This is a genomic window from Tenacibaculum insulae, assembly GCF_964512435.1.
GTDB lineage: Bacteria > Bacteroidota > Bacteroidia > Flavobacteriales > Flavobacteriaceae > Polaribacter > Polaribacter insulae_A.
In genome coordinates this window covers 2,730,006-2,755,968 of record NZ_OZ208512.1, presented here as the reverse complement: position 1 = coordinate 2,755,968, position 25,963 = coordinate 2,730,006, and the positions used below count along the sequence as shown (strand labels likewise).

At 30.1% G+C, this 25,963-nt stretch carries 27 protein-coding genes; 20 read left to right on the top strand and 7 right to left on the bottom strand.

The window, feature by feature from the left end; all coding sequences use genetic code 11:
* Positions 1-10: 10 nt before the first annotated feature.
* From ACN5J5_RS12620 to ACN5J5_RS12530, 19 genes are all read left to right on the top strand, one after another.
* Positions 11-583 carry a fasciclin domain-containing protein gene (locus ACN5J5_RS12620; protein ID WP_418645248.1) on the top strand — a complete coding sequence of 191 codons (573 nt, stop codon included), beginning with the start codon at positions 11-13 and terminating at the stop codon, positions 581-583.
* A 34-nt stretch (positions 584-617) separates the two neighbouring features.
* Entirely contained in the window at positions 618-1,121 is a 504-nt protein-coding gene (locus ACN5J5_RS12615; protein ID WP_418645247.1) for a c-type cytochrome, read from the top strand.
* Positions 1,122-1,140: 19 nt separating this feature from the next.
* A complete protein-coding gene (gene nosZ / locus ACN5J5_RS12610) occupies positions 1,141-3,102 on the top strand; it encodes a Sec-dependent nitrous-oxide reductase (protein WP_418645246.1) in 1,962 nt (653 codons plus the stop codon).
* A 117-nt stretch (positions 3,103-3,219) separates the two neighbouring features.
* Entirely contained in the window at positions 3,220-3,825 is a 606-nt protein-coding gene (locus ACN5J5_RS12605) for a hypothetical protein (protein ID WP_418645245.1), read from the top strand.
* Between the two features lie 13 nt (positions 3,826-3,838).
* Positions 3,839-4,267 carry a nitrous oxide reductase accessory protein NosL gene (locus ACN5J5_RS12600; RefSeq protein ID WP_418645244.1) on the top strand — a complete coding sequence of 143 codons (429 nt, stop codon included), beginning with the start codon at positions 3,839-3,841 and terminating at the stop codon, positions 4,265-4,267.
* A 36-nt stretch (positions 4,268-4,303) separates the two neighbouring features.
* Positions 4,304-5,707: a nitrous oxide reductase accessory protein NosL gene (locus ACN5J5_RS12595; RefSeq protein WP_418645243.1), complete on the top strand. Its 1,404-nt coding sequence runs from the start codon at positions 4,304-4,306 to the stop codon at positions 5,705-5,707.
* Complete coding sequence (locus ACN5J5_RS12590; protein ID WP_418645242.1) at positions 5,708-6,142, top strand: CopD family protein; 435 nt, start codon at positions 5,708-5,710, stop codon at positions 6,140-6,142. It begins immediately after the preceding gene.
* Positions 6,143-7,387, top strand: a complete 1,245-nt coding sequence (locus tag ACN5J5_RS12585) for a nitrous oxide reductase family maturation protein NosD (RefSeq protein WP_418645241.1) — start codon at positions 6,143-6,145, stop codon at positions 7,385-7,387. It abuts the gene before it with no gap.
* Positions 7,384-8,091, top strand: a complete 708-nt coding sequence (locus ACN5J5_RS12580) for an ABC transporter ATP-binding protein (protein WP_418645240.1) — start codon at positions 7,384-7,386, stop codon at positions 8,089-8,091. Before ACN5J5_RS12585 ends, ACN5J5_RS12580 begins: the two co-directional genes overlap by 4 nt.
* Complete coding sequence (locus ACN5J5_RS12575) at positions 8,084-8,866, top strand: ABC transporter permease (RefSeq protein WP_418645239.1); 783 nt, start codon at positions 8,084-8,086, stop codon at positions 8,864-8,866. Before ACN5J5_RS12580 ends, ACN5J5_RS12575 begins: the two co-directional genes overlap by 8 nt.
* A gap of 135 nt (positions 8,867-9,001) precedes the next feature.
* The gene (locus ACN5J5_RS12570) at positions 9,002-9,466 is read left to right on the top strand and encodes a c-type cytochrome (protein ID WP_418645238.1); all 465 of its coding nucleotides are present in this window, start codon (positions 9,002-9,004) and stop codon (positions 9,464-9,466) included.
* Between the two features lie 21 nt (positions 9,467-9,487).
* A complete protein-coding gene (locus ACN5J5_RS12565; RefSeq protein WP_418645237.1) occupies positions 9,488-10,822 on the top strand; it encodes a cbb3-type cytochrome c oxidase subunit I in 1,335 nt (444 codons plus the stop codon).
* Positions 10,823-10,851: 29 nt separating this feature from the next.
* Positions 10,852-12,309 carry a copper-containing nitrite reductase gene (gene nirK, locus ACN5J5_RS12560; RefSeq protein WP_418645236.1) on the top strand — a complete coding sequence of 486 codons (1,458 nt, stop codon included), beginning with the start codon at positions 10,852-10,854 and terminating at the stop codon, positions 12,307-12,309.
* Positions 12,310-12,320: 11 nt separating this feature from the next.
* On the top strand, positions 12,321-13,103 hold the full coding sequence (locus tag ACN5J5_RS12555; RefSeq protein WP_418645235.1) for a formylglycine-generating enzyme family protein: 783 nt from the start codon (positions 12,321-12,323) through the stop codon (positions 13,101-13,103).
* On the top strand, positions 13,090-13,812 hold the full coding sequence (locus tag ACN5J5_RS12550; protein ID WP_418645234.1) for an SCO family protein: 723 nt from the start codon (positions 13,090-13,092) through the stop codon (positions 13,810-13,812). The genes ACN5J5_RS12555 and ACN5J5_RS12550 overlap by 14 nt, the downstream gene beginning before the upstream one ends.
* A 7-nt stretch (positions 13,813-13,819) precedes the next feature.
* Positions 13,820-14,632 (top strand): CbbQ/NirQ/NorQ/GpvN family protein, encoded by an 813-nt coding sequence (locus ACN5J5_RS12545; protein WP_418645233.1) that lies wholly within the window; start codon positions 13,820-13,822, stop codon positions 14,630-14,632.
* 54 nt (positions 14,633-14,686) lie between these two features.
* Entirely contained in the window at positions 14,687-16,462 is a 1,776-nt protein-coding gene (locus ACN5J5_RS12540) for a nitric oxide reductase activation protein NorD (RefSeq protein WP_418645232.1), read from the top strand.
* A 1-nt stretch (position 16,463) separates the two neighbouring features.
* Entirely contained in the window at positions 16,464-17,045 is a 582-nt protein-coding gene (locus tag ACN5J5_RS12535) for a cytochrome c oxidase subunit 3 (RefSeq protein WP_418645231.1), read from the top strand.
* A 1-nt stretch (position 17,046) separates the two neighbouring features.
* Positions 17,047-17,280, top strand: coding sequence for a cytochrome C oxidase subunit IV family protein (locus ACN5J5_RS12530; RefSeq protein WP_418645230.1), 234 nt, complete (start codon positions 17,047-17,049; stop codon positions 17,278-17,280).
* On the opposite strand, the gene ACN5J5_RS12525 is transcribed toward ACN5J5_RS12530, so the two are convergent.
* Together ACN5J5_RS12525 and ACN5J5_RS12520 are read right to left on the bottom strand one after the other, a co-directional pair.
* Positions 17,273-17,707, bottom strand: a complete 435-nt coding sequence (locus tag ACN5J5_RS12525; RefSeq protein ID WP_418645229.1) for an RrF2 family transcriptional regulator — start codon at positions 17,705-17,707, stop codon at positions 17,273-17,275. The genes ACN5J5_RS12530 and ACN5J5_RS12525 overlap by 8 nt on opposite strands.
* A gap of 46 nt (positions 17,708-17,753) precedes the next feature.
* On the bottom strand, positions 17,754-18,971 hold the full coding sequence (locus ACN5J5_RS12520; protein WP_418645228.1) for a hypothetical protein: 1,218 nt from the start codon (positions 18,969-18,971) through the stop codon (positions 17,754-17,756).
* A gap of 124 nt (positions 18,972-19,095) precedes the next feature.
* Between ACN5J5_RS12520 and ACN5J5_RS12515 the strand changes: the two genes are divergently transcribed.
* Positions 19,096-20,361 (top strand): acetyl-CoA hydrolase/transferase family protein, encoded by a 1,266-nt coding sequence (locus tag ACN5J5_RS12515; protein ID WP_418645227.1) that lies wholly within the window; start codon positions 19,096-19,098, stop codon positions 20,359-20,361.
* A 65-nt stretch (positions 20,362-20,426) separates the two neighbouring features.
* On the opposite strand, the gene ric is transcribed toward ACN5J5_RS12515, so the two are convergent.
* The 5 genes from ric to ACN5J5_RS12490 form a co-directional block, all read right to left on the bottom strand.
* Positions 20,427-21,146, bottom strand: coding sequence for an iron-sulfur cluster repair di-iron protein (ric, locus tag ACN5J5_RS12510; RefSeq protein WP_418645226.1), 720 nt, complete (start codon positions 21,144-21,146; stop codon positions 20,427-20,429).
* Between the two features lie 4 nt (positions 21,147-21,150).
* Complete coding sequence (locus tag ACN5J5_RS12505) at positions 21,151-22,386, bottom strand: alginate export family protein (RefSeq protein WP_418645225.1); 1,236 nt, start codon at positions 22,384-22,386, stop codon at positions 21,151-21,153.
* 132 nt (positions 22,387-22,518) lie between these two features.
* Positions 22,519-24,282, bottom strand: coding sequence for an efflux RND transporter periplasmic adaptor subunit (locus ACN5J5_RS12500; protein WP_418645224.1), 1,764 nt, complete (start codon positions 24,280-24,282; stop codon positions 22,519-22,521).
* Between the two features lie 91 nt (positions 24,283-24,373).
* Positions 24,374-24,634 (bottom strand): heavy metal-binding domain-containing protein, encoded by a 261-nt coding sequence (locus ACN5J5_RS12495; protein WP_418645223.1) that lies wholly within the window; start codon positions 24,632-24,634, stop codon positions 24,374-24,376.
* Between the two features lie 83 nt (positions 24,635-24,717).
* Positions 24,718-25,959 (bottom strand): TolC family protein, encoded by a 1,242-nt coding sequence (locus ACN5J5_RS12490; RefSeq protein WP_418645222.1) that lies wholly within the window; start codon positions 25,957-25,959, stop codon positions 24,718-24,720.
* Between the last annotated feature and the right edge of the window lie 4 nt (positions 25,960-25,963).

Sequence of the window (25,963 nt, the reverse complement as noted above, 5' to 3'; positions counted from 1 at the left end):
AAGTCAACCGATGAAAACAAAAATTTTAATTTTAACCTTATTATTAAGTTTTACATTTTATTCATGTAAAGAATCAAAAAAGGAAACCGTTAAAGAAACTACAAAAACTACTGAAGAAATGCATAAAGGGCAATCAGCTGTGGTTGATAAAGAGTCTGAACCAAACGCATTACAAGTGGCAGTTTCTTTAGATGATTTTAAAACATTAGTTGTAGCCGTTAAAGCAGCCGATTTAGAAAATGCTTTAGTAAATGCAGGACCATTAACTGTTTTTGCTCCTGTAAATGGCGCATTTGATAAATTGCCAAAAGGAACCGTAGAAACATTGTTAAAGCCAGAGAATAAAGATCAATTGGCATTTATTTTAAAAAACCATGTTGCTCCGGCAAATTATACTATTGCCACTTTAGATAAAAATGTACGTAAAAAAAGAAAATTGTATATGGCATCTGGTGAATACCTAGAGGTAACAAAAGAAGGAGAAGATTTGTTTGTAGGAGGAACCAAAATTTTAAAATCAGTAAAAGTTAGTAATGGCTGGATACATGTTATTGGAGATGTATTAGTGCCAAGTGATAAATAAAAATTAAAATCAATCGAAATTAAAATTAATTAAAATGAAATTACAAAATGTATTCCTAGTAATGTTAGTAGCATTATTTATTAGTTGCGGAGGCAAAGAAAAAAAAGAAACTACAAATAACTCCCCAAAAACCAAAAAAGCAGTAGTAAAAAAAGAGCCAGCTAAAAAAGTAGTAAAAAAAGCCGAAGAAGGTGGGACGATAGACTTAAGTAATAAAGGTATTGGTCCGATTAAATCAGTAACATTAGGAGAAACTGTAGACCAAGCAATGGCTGATAAAGGAGCCGTGGTATTTAAAAATAAATGTTCTTCTTGTCATAGAACCAATAGAAAATTTATTGGACCTAATCCTACAGGAATTTTAAAAAGACGTTCTCCAGAATGGGTAATGAATATGATTATGAATCCTGAAGAAATGGTAAAAAACGATCCTATTGCTAAGGAGTTATTAATGAAATTTAATGGATCGCCAATGGCAAATCAGAATTTAACTGAAGATGAAACAAGACAAGTTTTAGAATTCTTTAGAACATTATAATCACCAAAATCAAAAAATTATGAAAACAAGTTATAAATTTTTAGCATTATTTTTATCAACAGCCTTTTTGTTAGTAGGTTGTGGTAATAATGGTGATAACAGCAATAAAAGTGCTTTAAATAGTAGTAAAGCAGAAAAAGTATATGTTGCTCCAGGAGAACATGACTCGCATTATGCATTTATTTCTGGTGGTTATAGTGGAAACTTAACGGTTTACGGTTTACCATCTGGAAGAATGTTTAAAGAAATTCCTGTTTTTTCTCAATTTCCAACTACAGGTTATGGGTATTCAGAAGAAACAAAACCAATGTTAAACACCTCTTTTGGTCAAATACCTTGGGATGATTCTCATCACCCAGATATTTCTCAAACGAATGGAGAATTAGATGGGCGTTGGATATTTATTAACGGTAATAATACCCCACGTATTGCTAGAATTAGCCTTACAACTTTTGAAACAGAAGAAATTATAGAAGTACCAAATAGTGCAGGTAACCATAGTTCTTCATTTATTACTGAAAATACTGAGTATGTAGTTGCAGGAACTCGTTTTTCTGTTCCGGTACCACAGGTTGATATGCCTATTAAAGAGTATAAAGGAAACTTTAAAGGAGCATTATCTTTTATAAAAGTTGATAAAGAAACTGGTAGAATGGGAATTAAATTCCAAATATTAATGCCAGGTTTTAATTATGATCTTTCTCACCCTGGTAGAGATAAATCTCACGGATGGTTTTTCTTTACAACCTATAATACAGAGGAAGCAAGTACTTTATTAGAGGTAAACGCTTCGCAAAATGATAAAGATTTTATTGCAGCAATTAACTGGAAAAAAATTGAAGAGTATGTAGATAATGGAGGAGGTACTAAAATGCCAACAAACTATGCACATAACGTATATGATGAGCATACGCATACAGCAACTTCTACAATGGTGAAAGAAGTATTAACGGTAAACCCAGCAGATATTCCTGGTGCAATTTACTTTTTACCAACACCAAAATCGCCACATGGTTGTGATGTAGATCCAACAGGAGAGTATATTATTGGTAATGGTAAATTATCAGCAGATTTAACAATTCACTCTTTTCCAAAAATATTAGATGCTATAGAAAATAAAAAGTTTGACGGTGAGGCTTATGGTATTCCAATTTTAAATTATGAAGATATTTTAGCAGGTTCTGTTAAGTCTGGTGGTTTAGGACCTTTACATACTGAGTTTGATGACAAAGGAAACGCATATACAACATTCTTTATTTCATCAGAAGTTGTAAAATGGAAACTAGGTACATGGGAGGTAATTGATAGAAAACCAACGTATTATTCAGTAGGACACTTAACAATTCCTGGAGGAAACTCAAGAAAACCTTTTGGTAAGTATATGTTTGCTATGAACAAAATTACAAAAGACCGTTATTTACCAACCGGACCAGAATTAGAACATTCTGCTCAATTATATGATATTTCGGGAGAAAAAATGGAATTATTATTAGATTTTCCAACACACGGAGAACCTCATTATGCAGCTGCAATACCAGCAAGCATAATAAAAGAGAAATCTAAAAAAATATATAGATTAGATGAAAACAAGCATCCATACGCTATTCAGTCTCCAGCAGAGGCAAAAGTGGTAAGAAACGGAAACGAAGTACATATTTCTATGTCTATGATTAGATCTCACTTTACACCAGATAATATTGAAGGAATTAAAGTAGGAGATAAAGTATATTTTCATATTACAAATCACGAACAAGACTTTGATGTTCCTCATGGATTTGCAATGATTGGAGCTAATAATTCTGAATTATTAATAATGCCAGGACAAACTAAAACGCTTACTTGGGAGCCTAAAAAAGTAGGTATTTGGCCATTTTATTGTACAGATTTCTGTTCAGCTTTACATCAAGAAATGCAAGGTTACATAAGAGTTTCACCTAAAAAATCAGATATTAAATTATCTTGGTCTTTAGATGATGAATAAAAAGCTATAATTAATAGTTGATTTTTTGGTTGATAGGCTGCTTGATGTTTTAGATTGATGACTTACTCAAGCAGCCTTTAATCAAATATATATTAACACTTCTTAAAAAATATAACTATGAAAAAAGCAGGTATAATTATGATTATCGGCTCTTTACTATTATTGAGTTTATTTAAATTCCCTTTATGGAATATTATGCTTGGTGCTCCGCAATATCCAGAGCCTTTAGGAATGAATATTCATATAGACGGTATTAAAGGAGTTTCGGAATTTGATTTAACAAATATTGATGGTTTAAATCATTATATAGGTATGAAAGTAATACCTAAACCGGCTGATATGTGGGAATTTTCAGTTTTCCCGAAAGTAATTAGCGCTATGGCAATATTAGGGATGTTAATAGGTTTACTTGGTTTTTTTAATAAAGTTTCTTACAAATGGTTTATTGGTTGGTTTACATTAATGGCTGTTTTAGGACTGTTAGGTATGTATGATTTTAATCAATGGCTTACATCGTACGGAAGTGATTTAGATCCGCATGCTATTATAAAAGTAGTAAACCCAGACGGTACTCCTATGAGTTATAAGCCACCATTATTAGGATATCAAAAAATGTTAAATTTTGATGTTACTTCTTTACCACACACAGGAGGTTATTTAATGTTTGTAGGTATGACACTTACTGTTGTAGCCTTTTTTGTAGGAAAAAAAGAAGCGAAATAAACTTTAAAAAATAATGATGAAGTATAATAAATTATTTTATTTAGTATTTATCAATATATTATTGATTAGTTGTACGGTAAGTCCACAAAAAATAGAATACGGTAAAGATGCATGTAGTTTTTGTAAAATGACTATTGTAGAAACCAAGTTTGCAGCAGAAATAGTTACTAATAAAGGACGTGCATTTAAATATGATGCCGCTGAATGTATGATAAATGCCTTAGCAGAAAAAAAAGAAAGTACATTAAAATATATTTTAGTAACAGATTATACTAAACCTAAAGAATTAGTAGATGCTACTACAGCAACTTATGTAATAAATAAGGAAATTAAAAGCCCTATGGGGGCAAACTTATCTGCTTATACTACTAAAAAATCAGCTCAGTTAAACGGAACTCAATTGTTTAATTGGAGCGAGATAAAGGCACGTTTTAAGAATTAAATAAAACTTGCAAAATTTTAAGGAAAAACCACCAATATGAAAATAAATCATTTATTTTTAAGTGTATTGTTTATTTTATTTATAAGTAAAAACACATTTAGTCAAGCTATAGGAACCAATAAGCAATGTGTACATTGTAATATGGTAATTAAAGACCCGTTACACAAAGCACAAGTAACAACAATTAATAATCAAATAATATATTTTGATGCTATAGAATGCTTGTTAAACTATACTAAAACCAAAAATAAGACTTCTTTTTCTAGCTTTTTAGTTTCAGATTATAAATCAGGAAACTTAATAGCTGCTACTACAGCAACTTATTTAATAAGTGATGCTATTAAAAGCCCTATGGGTGCAAACTTATCTGCATTAAAAAATAATGAAGAAGCTAAAAAACTTCAACAAAACAAAGGAGGAAAACTCTTTAATTGGCAAGAAATAGTATCAAAATTTAATCAAGAAAAAACAACAAGCCATCATCACCATCATAATAGGCCAGATGCTCATGCACCTATTGGTGTAATGGGTGATCATTTACACCAAAAAGGAGGTTTTATGATTTCTTTGCGTTACATGAATATGGCAATGGAAGGAAATCGTGAAGGAACTTCGGCGATCGATAATTCTGCTATTTATAACTCGTATATGGTCGCGCCACAATCTATGGATATGCAAATGTATATGTTAGGGATTATGTTTGCTCCTTCGGACAAGTTAACCTTGTCTTTAATGCAAAATTTGGTAACTAATAACATGGATTTAAAAGCAAGAATGATGATGAATGGAATGACAATGTTACATGATTTTTCAACAAAATCATCAGGTTTTGGCGATATGAAATTAGGAGCTTTGTATAGTGTTTATTCCAAAGAAAATACATCTATTCATTTAAACGGAACGCTTAATTTACCTGTAGGAAACATTAAACAAAAAGACGATACTCCAATGATGGTAAATGCAAAGTTACCCTATGCAATGCAATTAGGTTCTGGTACTTTTGATATTACTTTAGGAGCTACATATAAAGGAAGTACAGAAAGTGTTTCTTGGGGTATTCAACCTTTATTAACTTTTAGAACAGGTAAAAATAGTGAAGATTATAGATTAGGTAATTCACAACAAATTAATTTTTGGGGTGCTTATAAAATTACAGACTGGATTAGTATATCAGGGCGATTCTTAGGATTCTCTCAAAGTAAAATATCAGGGCAAGATCCAGATTTAAATCCGATGATGGTAACAACTGCTGATGTTAATAATTATGGAGGAGAAAAAATAAAATCATTTTTAGGATTTAATTTTATGTTTAATCAAAATTCAAGATTAAAAAATGTTAAAATCGGAATTGAAGCAGGTGCACCAATTTATGAAAACTATAATGGTGTTCAGATGGACGAGGATTTGTCTTTTCAAATAGGATTAAAATATTCAATATAAATGTATCCAATACTTGTTTTTATACATATCGTAGCTGCATCTATTTGGGCAGGAGGTCACTTAATTTTAGCTATTAGAATTTTACCAGAGGCTTTAAAAAAGAAAGATTTTTTAATTATTGAAAAATTTGAAAAAACCTACGAGCCTATCGGTTTACCAGCATTATTAATACTTGTAATTACTGGATTTTGGTTGGCTTTTATAAGAATTCCGAGTTTTACAGATTGGTTTACTTTTAAAGAACACTTTCCTAAACATATAGTTTTTAAATTAATTTTATTAGTTACAACTTTAGGTTTAGCAATACATGCTCGCTTTTTTTTAATTCCGAAGAAAAAATTAAAACCATTAGCTTTTCACATTATTTTAGTAACTTTAGTTGCTTTAATATTTGTGTTAACTGGGGTAAGTTTAAGAACAGGTTTATTATTTTAAATGAAACTAAAAACTAAAAATTATACAGTATTATTGGTGTTTTTATTTATTGGGATTTCTTTATGTGCTCAAAAAATAAAAGTATGTTCAAGTTGTAGTGTAAAAACAATTAAATCGGCCATTAAAAAAGCATCTAAAAACGATACTATTTTAATAGGTAAAGGTGTGTACAATGAATATGATATTTTAATAAATAAGCCATTAACACTTTTAGGAAACAATGAAGCTATTATTGATGGAAAAAAGAAAGGGTATATTTTAAAAATTGCTGCTGATAGCGTAACAGTAAAAGGACTTACATTAAAAAATGTGGGTAAAAGTTATACGAAAGACTTTGCTGCTATTTATGTTTCTAGAAGCAAGTATTTTAAAATTGAAAATGTTCGGTTAAAAAAAGTTTTATTTGGTATTTTAATTGAAAAATCTCATCATGGTATTGTAAAAAACAACCATATTTCTAGTGATGCAATAGAAGAAGCTGGCTCTGGAAACGGAATTCATATGTGGTATAGTTCTAATATTTTGGTAGAAAGTAATGAAGTTCATGATTTAAGAGACGGAATTTATTTTGAATTTGTAACACATAGTAAAGTAATTAACAATAAAAGCTATAATAATTTACGTTATGGATTGCATTTTATGTTTTCTAATAATGATGAATACCTTAACAATACCTTTTTAAACAATGGTTCGGGAGTTGCCGTAATGTTTTCTAAATTTATAAAAATGAAGCATAATACCTTTATTAAAAACTGGGGAACGGCTTCATACGGTTTATTGTTAAAAGAAATTTACGATGCTGAAATTATAAATAACACCTTTCAAGAAAATACGATAGGAATTAATGTTGAAGGGTCTACGCGTATTAATTATATAAAAAACAACTTTATTAGAAACGGATGGGCTTTAAAAATAGCCGGCGCTTGTTATGCTAATAAATTTTTTAAAAACAACTTTTTACATAATTCTTTCGATTTATCGTATAACAGTAAATTAAACGACAATAATTTTAATAATAATTATTGGAGCGAATATACTGGGTATGATTTAGATAAAAATGGAGAAGGGGATGTGCCTTACAGACCTGTAAAATTGTTTTCGTATGTGGTAAATAAAACACCAGAAGCCATTGTTTTATTACGTAGTTTATTTGTAGATATTATTAATTTTTCTGAAAAAGTATCACCCGCATTTACGCCTGATAATTTAGCAGATAAAAAACCATTAATGAGAGAAGTAAAATGATAAAAATTGATAGCCTACATAAAAAATTTGGAAAAGTTACAGTATTAAAAAATCTGAACTTAGAAATAAAATCGGGTGGTATTTTTGCGATTCTTGGTCCAAATGGTTCAGGAAAAACAACGCTGATTAAAAGTGTTTTAGGAATGGTTATTCCTGATAAAGGAACTATAAATATTAGCAATGAAGCTGTTTTAAAAAAGCATGAATATCGTAATAACGTTAATTATTTACCACAAATAGCAAACTTTCCTGGTAACCTTACAGTGTCTGAATTAATTCAGATGATAAAAGATATTAGAACCAAAACAGCAAATGATAAAGAACTGATTGATCTTTTTGATTTACACCCGTTTTTAAAACAAAAATTAAGTAATTTATCAGGAGGAACAAAACAAAAAGTAAATCTTGTTTTAACTTTTATGTTTGATAGTGAATTGATTATTTTAGATGAACCAACAACAGGTTTAGATCCTATTTCGTTAATACGATTAAAAAAAATTATTCAATCAGAAAAAGAAAAAGGAAAAACAATTTTAATTACTTCACACATTATGAGTTTTGTAGAAGATATTTCTGATGAAATTGTTTTTCTTTTAGATGGTAAAATTCATTTTAAAGGAAGAATAGAAACCTTAAAAGAACAAACCAATCAAACCGATTTAGAACATGCAATAGCCACTCTTTTAACTACTGATTATGCTTAAGATATTAAAATACAGTTTTTTCGATTTATTAAGAAGTAGATGGAGTTATGTGTACTTTTTTTTCTACTTAATTATTGGTTTTGTGCTATTGTTTTTAAATAACGATACTTCAAAAGCTGTAATTACTTTAATGAACATTATAGTAGTGTTAACACCGTTAATAGGTACAATTTTTGGTGTAATGTATTATTATAATTCTAGAGAATTTACCGAGCTTTTATTAGCGCAACCTTTAAAAAGAACTACTATATTTTTAGGACAGTACATAGGTGTTTCATTATCTCTTTCTTTAAGTTTAGTTTTAGGATTGGGAATTCCGTTTTTAGCTTACGGAGTCGTACAATCTACGGCTATTTTTAACTTTATATCACTACTATTTGTAGGTGCTTTTTTAACTTTTATTTTTGTAGCGCTAGCTTTTAATATAGCATTGTCAAACGAAAATAAAATTAAAGGTTTTGGGTATGCAATTTTATTATGGCTGTTTTTAGCAGTTATTTACGACGGATTATTTTTAATTTCTTTAGTTGTTTTTCAGGAATATCCGTTAGATCAATTTTCGTTGTTTGCAACAATGTTTAATCCGATAGATTTATCAAGAATATTAATTTTACTAAAATTAGATATTTCTGCTTTATTGGGATATACAGGTGCTGTTTTTCAAAAATTCTTTGGTACAAACTTCGGAATGATTTTATCTTCTTTAGTCTTAGTTTTATGGACGATTCTGCCAACTTTTAGAATCATTTCTAAATCTAAAAAGAAAGATTTTTAACCACAATATTTATTTTTTTGTTTTTTTCTGAAAAAAATAATTTTTATGATATTTATCATAAATAGTTTACGATAATAGAAATATTTTTACTCTATAAGGGATAAAAAGGTCTTTTATTAAAAAAACTAATTAATTATGTTATCAAAAAAACAAGCTAAAACATTTTTCCTTGGAGGTACTTTAGTCACGTTTCTGATTTTCATAGGGTTAACGATTTACTCTTTTTCTGAGAGTAATGACCAAACCAATTATGAGGAATTAACAGAATCGGCAATAAGAGGAAAAGAAATTTGGGAATCTAACAACTGTATGGGATGCCATTCGCTGTTAGGTGAAGGAGGTTACTATGCTCCAGAATTAACAAAAGTCATCGATCGTTTAAATAAAAAGTATGGCGGCGAGGGCGAAGAAGTTGTTAAAAGTATTTTAATGTCTCCAGTTCCATGGCAACCAAACGGAAGAAAAATGGTTGCTTATAATATGAGCGAAGAAGAGGCTGAAGATATGGTTGCCTTTTTTAAATGGATAGGTAATATAGATTTAAACGGATTTGGAGAAGTAGTTGGTGTTGATAGAAAAATTTCACCATTATCAAAATAAAAACTAACTAAACAAAATATTATGAAATATAAATCACAAAAAGTAGCGTATTGGTTTTTTGCACTATCAATGCTCTTATTAGTATTACAATTAGTGTACGGATTTGTTATGGGGTTTGCTCGTATCGGATTTGATAATTTACATGAATTTATTCCTTTTAACACAGCAAGAGCAGTACATACAAATTTATTAGTAGTTTGGTTACTCTCAGGTTTTATGGGAGCAGCATACTATATTATTCCAGAAGAAGCACAAAGAGAATTAGTAAGTGTTAAATTGGCTTATGTGCAATTAATTTCTTTGGCAGTAGTTGGTGTTACAGCAATTATAGGATACCATTTTAATTATTGGGAAGGACGTAAGTTTTTAGAAATACCAAGGCCTTTAGATTTCTTGGTAGTTATTAATGTACTATTATTTTTAGGAATAATTTTACTCACCCTATTTAAAGGAAAGCGTAGAACAACAACAGCGTTAGTTTTATCTATGGGATTATTATTTGCAGCTCTATTATATTTACCAGGTATGTTACCGTTTGATAGTCAAGTAACCGATTCGTTTTTTCGTTGGTGGGTAGTTCACTTATGGGTAGAAGGAGTTTGGGAATTAATTATGGGAGGTATTTTATCATTCTTATTAATTAAGTTAACAGGTGTTGATAGAGAGGTTATTGAAAAATGGTTATACGTAATTGTAGGATTAACATTTTTATCAGGAGTTTTAGGTACAGGACACCATTATTATTATATAGGAGTAAATAAAATTTGGTTAATTGTAGGAGGTATATTTTCAGCCTTAGAACCTTTAGCATTTTTAGCAATGGCATTATTTGCGGTTAATATGTACAGAAAAGGTGAAAAGAAACATCCCAATAAATTAGCATTGTATTGGACCTTAGGAGCATCAATTGTTTCTTTTGTAGGGGCTGGTTTATTAGGTTTTGCACATACTTTACCACAAACAAATTTATACACTCACGGTACTTTAGTTACTGCAATGCACGGGCATTTAGCATTTTGGGGAGCATACGGAATGATTGTTTTAGCAATTATTAGTTACAGTTTACCAAACATGACAGGTAGAAAATTATATGAATCTACAACAGGTAGAATGGCTTTTTGGATGTCGAATATTGGTATGATTGGTATGACAGTAGCTTTTGGAGTAGCAGGTGTAGTTCAAGTATATTTAGAAAGAAAGTTAGGGATGGATTTTATGTATGTACAAAAAGAAATTAGCATACACTTTGTTGTTTTAATCTTGTGTGCAACACTTTTTACATCAGGAATTGTTTTGTATATTATTGACTTTTATAAACATGGAAAACCAACTGATGAAGCTTTAGAATTAAAATAAGAACACAAAAACTAACAAATACTTACAAAATGAAACATTTAAAATTAGGAGCGCTCCTTTTTACTGCAGCATCTTTAATGATAAGTTGTAATAGTAATACGAAAGAAGAAAAAACAGCTATGAAAAACCCAGCCGAAATAGCCATTAAAGGTACTATTGAAGCTGAATTAACTGCGCCACCACATGTTCCTGCTCCTGTAGGAAACAGAGGTGCTAAAAAATTATTAGTAAACATGGAAATTCTTGAACAAGAAGGCACCATGACTGATGGTGTTAAATATGTGTATTGGACTTTTGGAGGTTCTGTACCAGGAAGTTTTATTAGAACAAGAGTTGGTGATGAAGTTGAGTTTACATTATCAAATCATCCAGATAATAAATTACCTCATAATATAGATTTACATGCGGTAACAGGTCCTGGTGGTGGAGCAACATCATCATTTGTTGCACCAGGGCACGAGAAAACATTTTCATTTAAAACCTTAAATCCAGGTTTATATGTATATCACTGTGCAACAGCACCTGTAGGAATGCATATTGCTAACGGAATGTACGGTTTAATTTTAGTTGAACCAGAAGGAGGGTTGCCAAAAGTAGATAAAGAATACTATGTTATGCAAGGTGATTTTTACACTAAAGGTGATAATGGAGCACCAGGTTTACAAGCTTTTGATATGAAAAAGGCAGTAGATGAAGATGCTGATTATGTAGTGTTTAATGGTAAAGTAGGTTCTTTAACAGGTGATAATGCAATTACTGCTAATGTAGGAGAAACGGTACGTATTTATATGGGTAATGGTGGGCCAAATTTAGTGTCTTCATTTCACGTTATTGGAGAAATTTTTGATAAAGTTCATGTAGAAGGAGGATCTACCATAAACGAAAATGTACAAACAACTTTAGTGCCTGCAGGAGGAGCTGCAATTGTAGAGTTTAAAGTAGATGTACCTGGAACATTCATTTTAGTAGATCACTCTATATTCAGAGCCTTTAATAAAGGTGCTTTAGGAATGTTAAAAGTAAAAGGTGAAGAAGATAAAAGATTATATTCTGGTGTAAAGCAAGAAGGAATTTATCATCCAGAAGGAGGTACGCTTCAAGAAATGCCTGATGATGGTAAAAAAGTTGTGGCGAAATCGAGTTCAGAAAAAACTCTTGCTGAAAAAATAGCTTCAGGAAAACAAATTTATACCAAAACATGTTTTGCCTGTCACCAAGCAAACGGAGAAGGAATCGCAAATGCATTTCCTCCTTTAGCAAAATCAGATTATTTAAATGCTGATGTAAAAAGAGCAATTAGTATTGTATTACACGGTAAAACTGGCGAAATTACTGTAAACGGTAAAAAGTATAACAGTGTAATGACTAAGCAAACATTATCTGACGAAGAAGTAGCAGATGTACTAACCTATGTTTACAATTCTTGGGATAATAATAAAACAAACGTAAAAGTAATTGATGTACAAGAAGTAAAAAGTACTCACTAAATTTTAATTCAATGAAAACTATTTTAAGATTGGCAATTTGCTTACTTCCCTTTTTTGTCACCCCTTTGGTAAATTGTCAATCTAAAATGGTAAATATAAAAGGAGGTACCTACATTCCGTTATACGGAAGAGATTCTATGACGGTTACTATTTCGGATTTTAAGATGGATGTATATCCAGTTACAAATCAACAATATGTTCAATTTGTAAAAGAAAATCCCAAATGGCAAAGATCAAAAGTTAAAAGATTATTTGCAGGCGCTAATTATTTGAACGATTGGAAATCTGATACAGAATTGGGTAAAAACAAATCTGTAAAAGGACCAATAACAAGTATTAGTTGGTTTGCCGCAAATGCTTATTGCGAATGTAAAGGCAAGCGTTTACCAACTATTGATGAATGGGAATATGTTGCTATGGCTAATAAAAAAATGCCAGATGCTAGAAAATTAAAAACCTATAACGAGTTTATTTTAGGTTGGTATGAAAAGCCTAAAACATTTAATAACGATATAGGATCTACATTTAAAAATTATTGGAACGTGTACGATTTACACGGTTTGGTTTGGGAATGGACTTCTGATTTTAACTCGGTTTTAATATCAGGAGAATCAAGAAAAGATGTAGATAATGATAGTAATTTGTTTTGTGGTAGCGCCGCTATTGGAGCTACAGATTTAATGAATTATGCTGCTTTTATGCGCTATGCAATTAGAGGAAGTTTAAAAGCAAAATATACCATGAAAAACTTAGGTTTTAGATGTGTAAAAGATATTAAAGATGAAAAAATATAAAGTAATTGTAATCGTATTAATGTTGTTAACAGCTTTTGTGGCGTGTAAAAAAGAAGCAACAACAACGAAAAACAACAAGGAAGTGGCATATCAATGTCCGATGAAATGCGAAGGAGAAAAAACATTTACAACTCAAGGAAGTTGTGCTGTTTGTAAAATGGATTTAAAACCATTATCCGAAGTAGTATCAAAAAAAGAAATTAGTACTGAAATATCAGAAGAGTCTATTTTTAATTTAGATTCTAAATGGCATACCGAAGAAGGAGAAACAATTGTTTTAGAAGACTTAAAAGGAAAAACATTGGTAATGGTAATGATTTACACTACCTGTAAAGCTGCTTGCCCAAGATTGGTGGCAGACATGCGAAATATAGAAAAACAGGTACCTAAAAAATATAATAAAGATTTACAATATGTATTGATTAGCATAGATCCTGAAACTGATACACCAACAAAATTAAAATCCTTTGCAAAAGAAAATTTTATGGACGATGCGCATTGGACCTTTTTACAAGGTACAAAATCATCGGTTAGAGAGTTTGCAAATGTATTGGCTGTAAAATACAAACAAATTTCTCCGTTAGATTTTTCTCATTCAAACATTATAAGTGTTTTTAATCCGCAAGGAGAATTGGTACATCAACAAGAAGGATTAGGAGTTGATAATAAAGAAACGATTTCAAAAATAATTGAAACAGTAACTAAATAAATTTACAATGAGTTCAATTGAAAAATCACCTGTTTTAAACGGAGTAAAAAGTACACCTTATTATAAATCGGTAGGTAAAGAAGTAGCTGTTTTTATGCATTCTTATCAACAAAAATTACCGTTTTTATTAAAAGGACCAACAGGTACAGGAAAATCAAGGTTTATCGAGTTTATGGCGCATAAATTAGATAAAAAACTAATTACAGTAAGTTGTAACGAAGAAACTTCATCGACCGATTTAATAGGTCGTTATATTATAAAAGGAGCAGAAACCGTTTGGTTAGACGGCCCTTTAACAATTGCAGTAAAAACGGGAGCAATTTTATATTTAGATGAAATTGCAGAAGCAAGACCCGATGTAATTGTTGCAATTCACTCACTTACAGATCATAGGCGAGAGTTGTTTATTGATAAGCTAGGAGAAACGATAAAAGCACATGAAGATTTTACATTAGTAGCATCATTTAATCCAGGTTATCAACGAGGATTTAAAGAATTAAAACCATCTACAAGACAACGTTTTGTAGCAGTTTCTTTTAACTATCCAGAAGAAAAAAATGAAATTGAAATTCTGATAAATGAAACTAAAATTCAAGAATCAGATGCTAAAAAGCTGGTTAATATTGCCAATAAAATTAGAAATTTAACCGAATTAGGGTTAACAGAAACTGTATCTACAAGATTGTTAATAGATGCTGCAAAGTTAATAGTATCTGGCTTGCCAAAACGATTATCTGTTCATGTAGCCGTTGTAGAACCGCTTACTGATGATTTAGAAATTGTAAATGCGTTAAATGACTTATGTGATTTAATGATATGATAATAGTTTGCAGTAATTTTTAATAAAAGTTACTGAATTCTAAACACTACAGTTATGTTTGAATTTGAACCCGATGAGTATATATTTACCAAATTTGCGCACTATTTTAAACGTCGTCGTAAAAAGAAAGAAGCAGACTTATCTTATGCCGTAACGTTAACAGAAGTAAAACCTAGATTAACCATTTTTGCACGTGCAATTACAGGTAAATCTATTGAGATTTATGATGCCGAAAGAGAAGGCGGTTATAAGAATAATAACTTTTTTTTACCATCAAAATTTGCTGAATTTAAAACAATTGAAGAGAACACTTCTTTTTATTTATTCAGAATATTGTATTTAGCAATACAAAAAAACTTGCTACTAAACTGGGAAGAGGTAAAGGAATATACATTAGAAGATTCTCAACGAAAAGCATTCGAAACTTCAGATAAAGTACTGCATCAATTGTTTAAGGAGTTTCCGGTAACAGAAAAGTATTATCAAAAATTTGTTAATCATTATACCCAGGTTTCAACTAAAAAAACAGAGGTAGATTATTCGTTTATTTACGGAAAATGGATGGTGAATTCTACAGAAGATTCATCAAAAGATACTTTAAAAAATTTTTCAGAAAAAGTAAAAGAAGCAAATGAAGCACAAGAAAAAACAATTTTAAAAGCCAGAGCTGTTGAAGAGATAATATCGGTTCAAATTGATGAAAAGCAACAAGAAGATGCTGTTTTACAACATCAATTTGAAAAAGTAGAAACTGCAGATGAGTTTGGTGGTAATTTTAGAGACATGGATGGAGATGATGAGTTAGATGATCATGCCAATGCTTTAGAGGATTTAAACATGAAATACACGGTTCGTGTAGATGATACGGCGCATTCAGTTTATCAGGCAGATTTTATTGAAAATACTACCATTGCAGAAAGTGCCGAAAGAAATGAAAAAGGTTATTTTGTTGCTTATGATGAATGGGATTATACCAAACGAACATATAAAGACAATTTTTGTAAAGTATATCCTAAAAGTATTTTAAAAACGGATGTTGATTATTATAAAAAAGCAATTGCTAAAAACCGATCAACTTTATTGGGTTTGCGTAAAATGTTAACCAATGTAAATAATAAATATCAGCAACAACGAAGGCAAACACAAGGCGAGGAGTTTGATTTAGATGCAATTACAGATTTATTTGTAGATGTACATTCTAGAAGAACTCCATCTGAAAAAATATATTTATCAAAAAGGAAAAAAGAAAAAGATTTATCTATTTTATTATTGTTAGATTCAAGTTTATCAAGTGATGGTTATGCTGATGGAAATAGAGTTATTGATGTAGAAAAACAAGTTTCTATTCTTTTTGGAGAGATTTTAGAAGAGTTTAATATCGATTTTTCGATCAATTCATTTTACTCAAAAACAAGAAACCATTCTAGTTATATAACAATGAAAGGTTTTGATGAAGATTGGAACAAGGCAAAATATAAAGTTGGCGCAATAGAACCAAGTGGTTACACCCGTATTGGTCCTGCGTTAAGACATTCGGGAGCATTATTAGCAAAACGAAACACTAAAAATAAGTGGGTAATTTTAATTTCTGATGGTAAACCAAATGATTACGATCGTTACGAAGGTAAGTATGGTGTTAACGATGTTAAGCAAGCCTTACGCGAACTTAACGAGAAACAAATAAACTCGTATGCATTAGCGATAGAGGCACAGGCAAAATATTATTTACCACAAATGTTTGGGCAAAATCATTATCAAATATTAACAACTCCGGTAGAATTATTACAATCACTGGTAAAATTATACGAAAAAATAAAACATCAACAATAATATGAATACTTCAGTAACCAATCATAAAAGCATTTATTATCCACCAGGAGGAATTCTTATGTGGATTATCATTTATTTAGAATTATTCACTTTTGGTATGGCATTGGTAGCCATGGTTTATTATGGCAAAGACGAAGCTGAGGTTTTTGCTAGCTCAAGAAAATTATTAAATGCTACTTACGGTATGATTAATACAATTTTTTTGCTTACCAGTGGATTTTTTATGGCAGTAACCGTAAATGAATTAAAGAAAAACAAAAAACAAAAAGCTCAACAATATTTATTACTTACCATGCTTTTTGGTGTGCTGTTTTTGGGCTTAAAAAGCGTTGAATATTACGATAAAATTGCTGCAGGTTTAGATATGAGCTACAACACTTTTTTTAGCTTTTATTGGATGCTAACTTTATTTCATGTTATTCATGTAATTGTTGGATTGGTAATTTTAATATCGGTTTATTTTGGTATTAAAAAAGAAAACAGCACAACAACGCTTGATGATGTTGAAGCAAGCGCTACTTTTTGGCACATGTGCGATTTAATTTGGCTATTATTATTTCCTCTAATCTATTTATTTTTTTAAGATGAACAAGTTAACAATTACCACTTGGGTAAGTTTAGTGTTACTAACTATTGTATCTGCACTGTTTTCTAATTTAGAAAATAATTTAGGCGCAATTTTAATTATAGGATTAGCTACTTTAAAATTTTTAGTAGTTGGTTTTCAGTTTATGGAGATAAAAAAAGCACATACTTTTTGGAAAGTACTTTTGCTGTTTTTTATTATAATTTATGCAGCTTTGGTATTAATTATTTAAGAAAAATATGCTGTCCTTTAATTTTAATATCTTCAGAAAATTGTTGAATAGATTTATCCTTAAAATCAATCATTAATTTTTGTTTAAAAGGAGCAACTGTAAAATGTACAGGGCAGGGATTTAGGTCGTTACAAGAAGATAATCCCATAAAACAGTTATCAAACTTTGTTGTTCCGTCAATACATTTTATAATGTCCCAAACAGTATTTTTTAAATTTTTTTCGTTCAAATAAAAGCCTCCAGCGGGCCCTTTAGAAGAGGAAACTAAATCGTTTTTAGTAAGCTGCTGTAATAGTTTAGATAAAAAAGGTTGAGGTACCTTTAATTCTTCTGCAATTTTTTTAACACCCACTTTTGTGTTGTCAGTAAAATTAACAGATAAATAAAGTACAGATCTAATAGCGTATTTACAAGCGTTAGAAAGCATTTTTTAATTTTATATAAAAATACAAAAAAGATATTTGTTTAAACTTTTAATTATGTTGTTTTAGTTGGTTACTAAAAATGGCAGTTATACCTATAAAAAAAACACCGCTAACAATAACTAAATATTCGGCGTAATTATTTATTAAATAAATGTTTAACCAAACAGTTAATCCTTTGTAAAAGATAAAAACTTCGGTTAAAATAAAGCCAATTAAATAAATAATCATGCTTTTTTTAGACAATACAATCAACTTAAATTGAGCTAAAAAAAGCAGCAGAGAAATGCTTACAACACCTAAAAACGTCCAATGTAAATAACCTATAATTAAATTTACGTTTGATGAAATGGCATTTGCAATATATGGTGTTGAACCAGCTATTTGAAATAGTAATTTTACTAAAAACAACAATGAAACAACAGTCAATAAATTTAATGAAAGTTTTGAAAATATAGTTCTTAGTTTTTGTTTAAAAACAACTACATTTTTAAACAAAATATAAAAAGCAATTAACTGTAATAACGATCCTAATCCAGAAAAGAAATAAATTAAAATATTGGGTTTCATCCAAAGTAATGAAATTCCAAAAGTTAATATTACTCCACTATTTATTAACCAAAAAAAGGATTGAAATGTTTTTTTAGGAAGTATAATTTTATAGCGTTCTAAAATATATAAAAATACTCCCAAAAGTGCTAAAATAAACCATCCGTTGTATTGAAAATGAAGGTAAAAATAAATAGCATTTCGGTATAAATCAGATCCATTTCCTGCTGTTTTCATAATAATTCCTAAAGCCCAAGGACCAATACTAGAAAGTATCATGTACCACAAAGCAACTCGAATACATTTATATGAATTTGTTTGTTTTTGCGTTTTTGTAGTGTGTTTAAAAAATAAATAAGCAAAAATATAAGAGACAATTAAAAATAATGTTGAAAATAAAATTGAGAATAACGCATAACCAGTAAAAGGAAAACTAACTAGCATACCAATAATGGTAAGTTGTGTACCCCAAAATAATCGTTTATATTTAAAATAAATATCTGTTTTACTTAAATACATTTTAAAAATAAGAGTAGTTAAAGCTGTATAAACCCATCCTAAGAGTGCAATATGAGAATGTGTGTGTACTATAAAACGATAATTTATAGGTAAATCAATTACCGAAAACAAACGAAGTAAAAGCCCTAAAGCTGCAATTAAAAAAAAGTAGCCAAGTGCAATTTTACTGTGTTTTTTTAAAAAAAATAAAGAAGAAATCATAGATGTAAAAATACGAAATACTACCCGAAACAACAGAGGTAAACGTTAGTTTTTACATGATTTTTATCATTAATTAAGAGTTGATTTTTAATGAAATTTACTTAAATCAAAAAGAATAAATATTATGAAAATTGTTAATGCTCAAGAAGCGGTTTCAATAGTAAAAACAAACGATAAAGTTTTTTTTCAAGGAGCAGCAATGACTCCAAATTTACTTATTGATAGTTTGTGCGAAAGATATGAAGAATTAAAAAATGTAGAAATAATTCAAATACATACCCATGGTCGCGCAAAATATTTAGAATCACCTTATAGCGATTCTTTTAAACTGATGAGTTGTTTTGTGGGAGACAATGTACGTAAAGGTGTAAATTCTAATAATGGAGATTATATGCCTATATTTTTAAGTGAAATTCATTGGTTGTTTCGTCGAAATATTTACCCGCTAGATGTTGCTTTTATTCAAGTTTCTCCACCCGATAAACACGGATATTGTTCTTTAGGCGTTTCGGTAGATATAACTTTACCTGCCATACAAACAGCAAAAATAGTAATTGCACAAATTAATAATCATGTGCCAAGAACTCATGGAGATGGTATTATTCATATAAAAAACATTGATTATGCTGTTAAAATGAATGCACCAATTCACGGTTCGGTATCTGGAAGTCCTTCAGAAATTGAATTAAAAATAGGACAACATGTTGCTGGTTTAATTGACGATGGAGCTACTTTACAAATGGGAATAGGAAATATACCCAACGCTGTTTTACACAATTTAACAAATCATAAGCGTTTAGGAATTCATACTGAAATGTTTTCAGACGGAATCCTACCATTGGTAGAAAAAGGGATTATTACAGGCGAAGAAAAAGAAATTAAAACAGGTAAAATTGTAACTTGTTTTGCTATGGGATCTCAAAAATTATATGATTTTATTGATGATAATCCACTAGTGCATTTTAAAGAAGCTGGTTACACAAACGACACCGCTATTATAAGACAAAACCCAAAAGTTACGGCTATAAATAGTGCGATTGAAATTGATATTACCGGACAAGTTTGTGCCGATACTATTGGTAAATATCAATATTCTGGAGTAGGCGGTCAGATGGATTTTATCCGCGGAGCGTCGTTATCAAAAGAAGGGAAGGCAATTTTTGCAATGCCCTCTATTACTACAAAAGGAATTTCAAAAATAACTCCATTTTTAAAAGAAGGCGCCGGGGTAACTACCACAAGAGCGCATGTACATTATGTTGCTACAGAATATGGGGTTGTTAATTTATTTGGTAAAAGTTTAAAGCAACGAGCAAAAGCATTAATTTCTATTGCGCACCCTAATTTTAGAGATGAATTAGAGCGTGAAGTTTACAATCGCTTTAATTAGGTATAAAATAGTGCTAAAAAAAAGGAGTATTCAATTTGAATACTCCTTTTTTTATGCTTAATATATTACGATAATTGTTTTTCTAAAACAATCGCTTTCGGGTGTAAAATATTGTTTTCTAAATGTATATGTTGATGTAAATCTTGTTCAAACTCATCTAACTTAGCGTACAATGCTTTAAATGTATTACAAGCTTCTGCCGGAGGCGTATAATTATTTGTTAATGTAGCTATTTCTTTAAAAATATCACCAGCACTTTCGTGCTCTTGCTCCATCATTCTAATAGGATTATTTACCGTTCCGAAAGGAGCTGCAACACTTTTAATTCCTTCTTTTTTAGCATCTACCAATTGTTTGATAAACGGAAATAAAATTTCTTCTTCTTTTTGCATGTGAGAAAGTAACTCATTTGCTACTTCATGAAAAAGTTGATTTATTTTTACCACTTCGGTATAATGATGCCCATGAACTTTGGCAACTTTATTTGCATATTCAGAAATTAAAGGTAAACTTTCTCTAACATAATTATGGTGTACATTTTCGATATAAATCATTAAAAAATCTAACTCCCATTTATTATAATCTTCTATAACATCTTTTACTGCATCTACAGCTTCAAGTTCTTTTTCAAGTATTGCTACCTCAACATTTTTTTTAGCACAAGCTTCGGCAACTGTAATGTTACCTCCGCAGCAAAAATCGATTCCGTGTTTTTTAAAAACGTGTGCAGTTTTAATATTTTCAGCTACATAATTTGCTACAGTTTTTTCGTTTTCTAATACCATAATTTTATTTTTTAGAGGTAAATAAAGTAGGGTTAATGGTAACCATTACCCAACCCCAGTTGTTTGTGTTATTGTCAGATATTCCTTTTAAAGCTTCCATTCCTTCTGAAGCAAACATTTGCGAATATCCTGCTTTAAAGCCTATGTTTTTGGTGTAATTGTATGCGTAAACTAAATCTAACTCAGTACCTAATTGTTTAGATACGGTTGCGTTTATATCTGCAGCAGCAGAAAAACTATGTACAAAGGCTGTTAAACTAGATTTTGGATTTAATTTAAAGTTCGCTTTCGCATAAATATCTAGTAAACCAACACTATTTGCGTGGTTACCTACATAAAAATAATCCATAAAACCATTAAATTTATGATTTGTACCATAAAATGGATTAAAAGCATTGTTATCTCCAGCGGAAGTATTATAATCGTTACCACTTTGTAATTCGGTACCTAAACCAACGGTAGTTTTATCATTTAATTTGTAATTAGCTTCTAAACCTAGTAAATAAGCACTTAAATCATTATTGTTAACATCGTTACCAAATTGATAATATAAGTTTGCTGCTAATTGTAAATTATTTTGTTTTGCTTTTAAATGTGTACCAATTGTTTGGCTGTATTTAAGTCCGTCAGTAGATTGTAAACCGTTATTTAAGAATAAAAAACTACCAGAAAAATTATTCCAATCTTTATGTAACCATGCATATTGCATTGCTTTATAGGTATTCGGAGTTGTTAAATCTGTTCCTGTTAAGTTTTCTTTTGATTGATTAAAAGCTAATCCTAAATCGGCTTTAAAACTTCCTTTTTTGTACCTAAATAAGGCCAAGTCATGGCTGCGAGCTTGTTGAGCCCAACCTACATTACCAAATATTCTACTATCATCATAAATAATTTCTTGACGCCCTAGTTTTAAAGAATAATTTGCATCTAAAAGTATTTCTGCCCAAGCTTGATGCAAACTTAATCCGTTATTATCTGCGCTATTTAATTGAGGCACGTCTCCCCAAACTCTTACATCTTGAATACTCACATAAAAATTAAGTTTTTCGATAGAATGCGCTATATTTAATCGAGTTCTTTGCGATGTAAATAAAGCAGCATTTGCATTGTCTGGAAATAAGGTTTTAAATCCATGCCTATATTCCGCTCGCGGACGCAACTCTGTATCTATCTTTAACTGTGCATAAGTTAAAGTAGCGGTAAAGATTAAAATGATACTAAAAATTTTGTTTATTTTCATAATTAATTATTTTAGATTTTTACAACAAATTTCTATAGAAAGGATACTTTAAAATATGATAAAGGTCATGTTTTAGAAATAATCCGATTTTAATATTAAAAATGATAATAAAGAAGGTCTTTTTTTAGGATGCTATTCAATGGTTTTTTTTACGCTACCGCATTTTAGCATGCCGCCACCAAAATAAGGGTTTACCACTTTTTTTTCTTTACTTAACCAGTACGCTCCATTATTATCATTTACCATTGGACAAAATTGACTGTAAACTTTTTCGTTTACACCAAAAATTTCAATAGCATTAATTAAACTTAAAGATAAAGATTTAAAATAACTTCTTTGTTTTTCTATATTGTAATTTACTGAAATAGAGATGCTAATTGAATTTAATTTTTTTGAAATTTTCATCCATTTATGATGCGCATTTTTATCTGTTAATAATTTCATGTTTATTTCAGATAAACTGTTTAGCATATCAGTAGCATTGGTAGCAACTAATTTCACATCGTCTTTTGTTAACGCTTCTTTTAACTTTATGTAGTTGTTAAAAACTTTTTTTAACTGATTTTGAAACGTAACGGCAACCAATAATCTTTTATTAGTTGTAGATTGATCTAATTCGGTATTTTTATGATTCATTAAATGACCTTCGTGTCCTGTCATTACTTTTCCTCCCGTTTTATTCATCATCGATTTTTTTCCTTGTAATTGTGCAGCTGCATCAACCGTAAAAGTACCATTGGTAACTATTTCATCTCCGCTTTTAATTCCGTCTAAAACCTGATATTGGTTGCCAAATTGTTTGCCTAACGTAACTTCTTGCAACTCAAAAACAGATTGATTTGGCATTGTTTTTAAATATACTACGGCACGTTTTCCTGTCCATAAAACAGCAGAAGCAGGAACTGTTACTATATTTTTGGCGTTTAAAGCTAGGTTTTTAACAACACCTTCTACAAACATGCCTGTTTTAAATTCTTGATTTTTATTGTTTAAAACCACTCGTAAATTTACGGTTCGAGTTACGGAGTTCATAGTTGGATTTATAAAATCGACTTTCTTTTTTATTTTTTTATTCGGATGCGCATTGGTTGTAACTGTAATATTTTGCCCTTTTTTTAGTAAATCTATCTGGTTTTCGTAAACATCAAAAACTGCCCAAACGCTGTTTAAATTACTAATTTTTAAAATAGCTTGTCCTTGTTTTACATAATCGCCTTGTGCTACTAATTTTTCTGAAACGGTACCCGAAACTGTGGCATAAATAGGAATATTTTGTGTTACTTTTTTTGATGCTTCAATTTTATCTATTTGACTATCAGAAATTTTCCATAATTTTAATTTATTTCGCACCGCTTTGTATAAAACAGGTTGAGATTTTTTTAATAATGAAACAGTAATTAATTCTTGTTGTGCCGAAAATAACTCAGGCGAATATATGGTTGCTAAAAGTTGTCCTTTACTAACTTTTTGGCCAATAGAACTAATATATAAACGTTCAATCCTTCCAGAAAAATAACTTGCTTGTACCACGTTTGCATTTTCATTTTCGTTAATTTTTCCTGATAATTTTATAGTATTATCAGTATTCATGGTATTGTCAATAACCGTGGTTTGTATGTTTGCCAACGCCATTGCATTTTTAGACAGTTTAAACTCGTTAACGTTTAGTCCGTCGGCACTTGTTTCAGCAGGTATTAAATCCATACCACAAATAGGGCAGTCGCCCGCTTCGGGTTGCATTATTTGTGGATGCATAGAACAAGTCCACATTTCATTTTTTTGATCCGTTTTAACAATATTATGTGTTGTTTTTTCTTCGGATAAACTTTTAGAAGTCAAGTAGCCAAACAACAAACCAAAAACTAATATAACGATGTAACCAATGTACTTTTTCATTTTAAAATGTATTAAATCTTCAAAAATTATTAACTTTTATAAAAATGTGACAAGATTATGCTCTTTTTAATATTGCCACATTTTTAGTTTTTTAATGTTTATGACCGTTTGCGTTATGATCTTCGTTTTTAACATAAGTCATTCCACATTTAGGGCATTCTCCAGCAGCATCACTACCGCTACCTTCACAATGCATTGGGCATACATAAGCAGAATTAAGTTCTTTTTTTTCTGACTTTTTTACTTCTTCAGTTTTAGTAGTAGTTTCTTGTTTTTTAGCATCTTTACACGATACTGTTGTTAACATAAAACTAAATGCTAAAACACCTAAAATTGTTTTTACTGTTTTCATTTTTAATTGATTTTTATAGTTAATAAATGTTTGAATTTTTATTTGTGTTTTTCTGATTTCTCTTCAGAATTGTATCTTGTTAATTAATTATGAACCGTTAAATAATTAATAATTAAAGTTTGTAAATAATATTTTTTAATCGCTTCGATTTGATTCAGTTGAAATTTTAATTGTAGCTCCTGAATGTCTAAAATATCATTAAAGTTGATGGTACCAGTTTCGTAACTTTTAACTAAAATGGTTTCGGCATTTTTAGCCTGTTGTAAGTTTTTAGTTTGCGTGCTATAACTTATCTCTGCTGATGTTCTTTCGTTAATAGCTTTGTCAAGTAAGGTTCTTAAAGTATTTAACCGACTATTTTTTTGCGATAAAATTTCTTGCTGCTGCAAAAAGTTTTGTTTGGTTTTCGATTTGTGTTTATTGTTAAAAATCGGGATAGAAATACTAACCATTGGCATAAAAATATCTTTTCCGTTATCACTAAAATTCATGTTTGGTCTTTCTGATACCGCTATGTAATCTAAACCAAAACCTAGAGTTGGATTCCCTTCTTTTTGATTTACCAATTCAGATTGTTCGACTGATGTGTAAAGTTTATCATACTTTAATAACTCAGGATGTAAAGCAAGGTTTTCAGAATTAATTAAATCCGTTTTTATAGGTATCAGTAATACATCAGTAATAACAACTTCAATATTTTTATTTCTATTTAATAAGTTGTTAAACTTGCTAAGTTCAGCAAGGTAATTTTGAGCCAAAACTTGCTTTAATTGCAATAATTCATTTTGTCTTATTTGTAATCGCAACACATCTACAGCAGATGATTTACCAACTTTAACTGCAGTTAAAGCCAATTCGTTATACGTTTTAAGTAAAGTAATATTTTCACTTAAAATGGCTTGCTTTTGGGTTAAAACATATAAATTATAATACGATTTAGATACGGATAATACTAATTTTCTTTTAGCAATGGTTATGTCTTCATAAACCGCGTTAGCCAAAGTATTAATATAATTTTCTCTTGCGGTAATTACACCAAAAGATGGCAACATTTGTTTTGCCGAAACTTTAAAGCGTTGCGCGCCTGTTCTTGTTTCGGGCTCGCTTACAAAATAGCCGAGACCAAATTGTGTATTAGGCAATGTGTTTGCTTCGTTTACTTTTTCTTTGGCAACCTCATATTTTAATTTAAACGCTTTAATTTTAGGATTATTAGCCAAAGCATCTGCAATTAAAGTGTTTAATTGTTGCGCGTTTCCTTTTATAAAAAATAAAAATGAACCAAAAAGGATGATTAATTTTATGTTGAATTTTAAATATTTCATACGA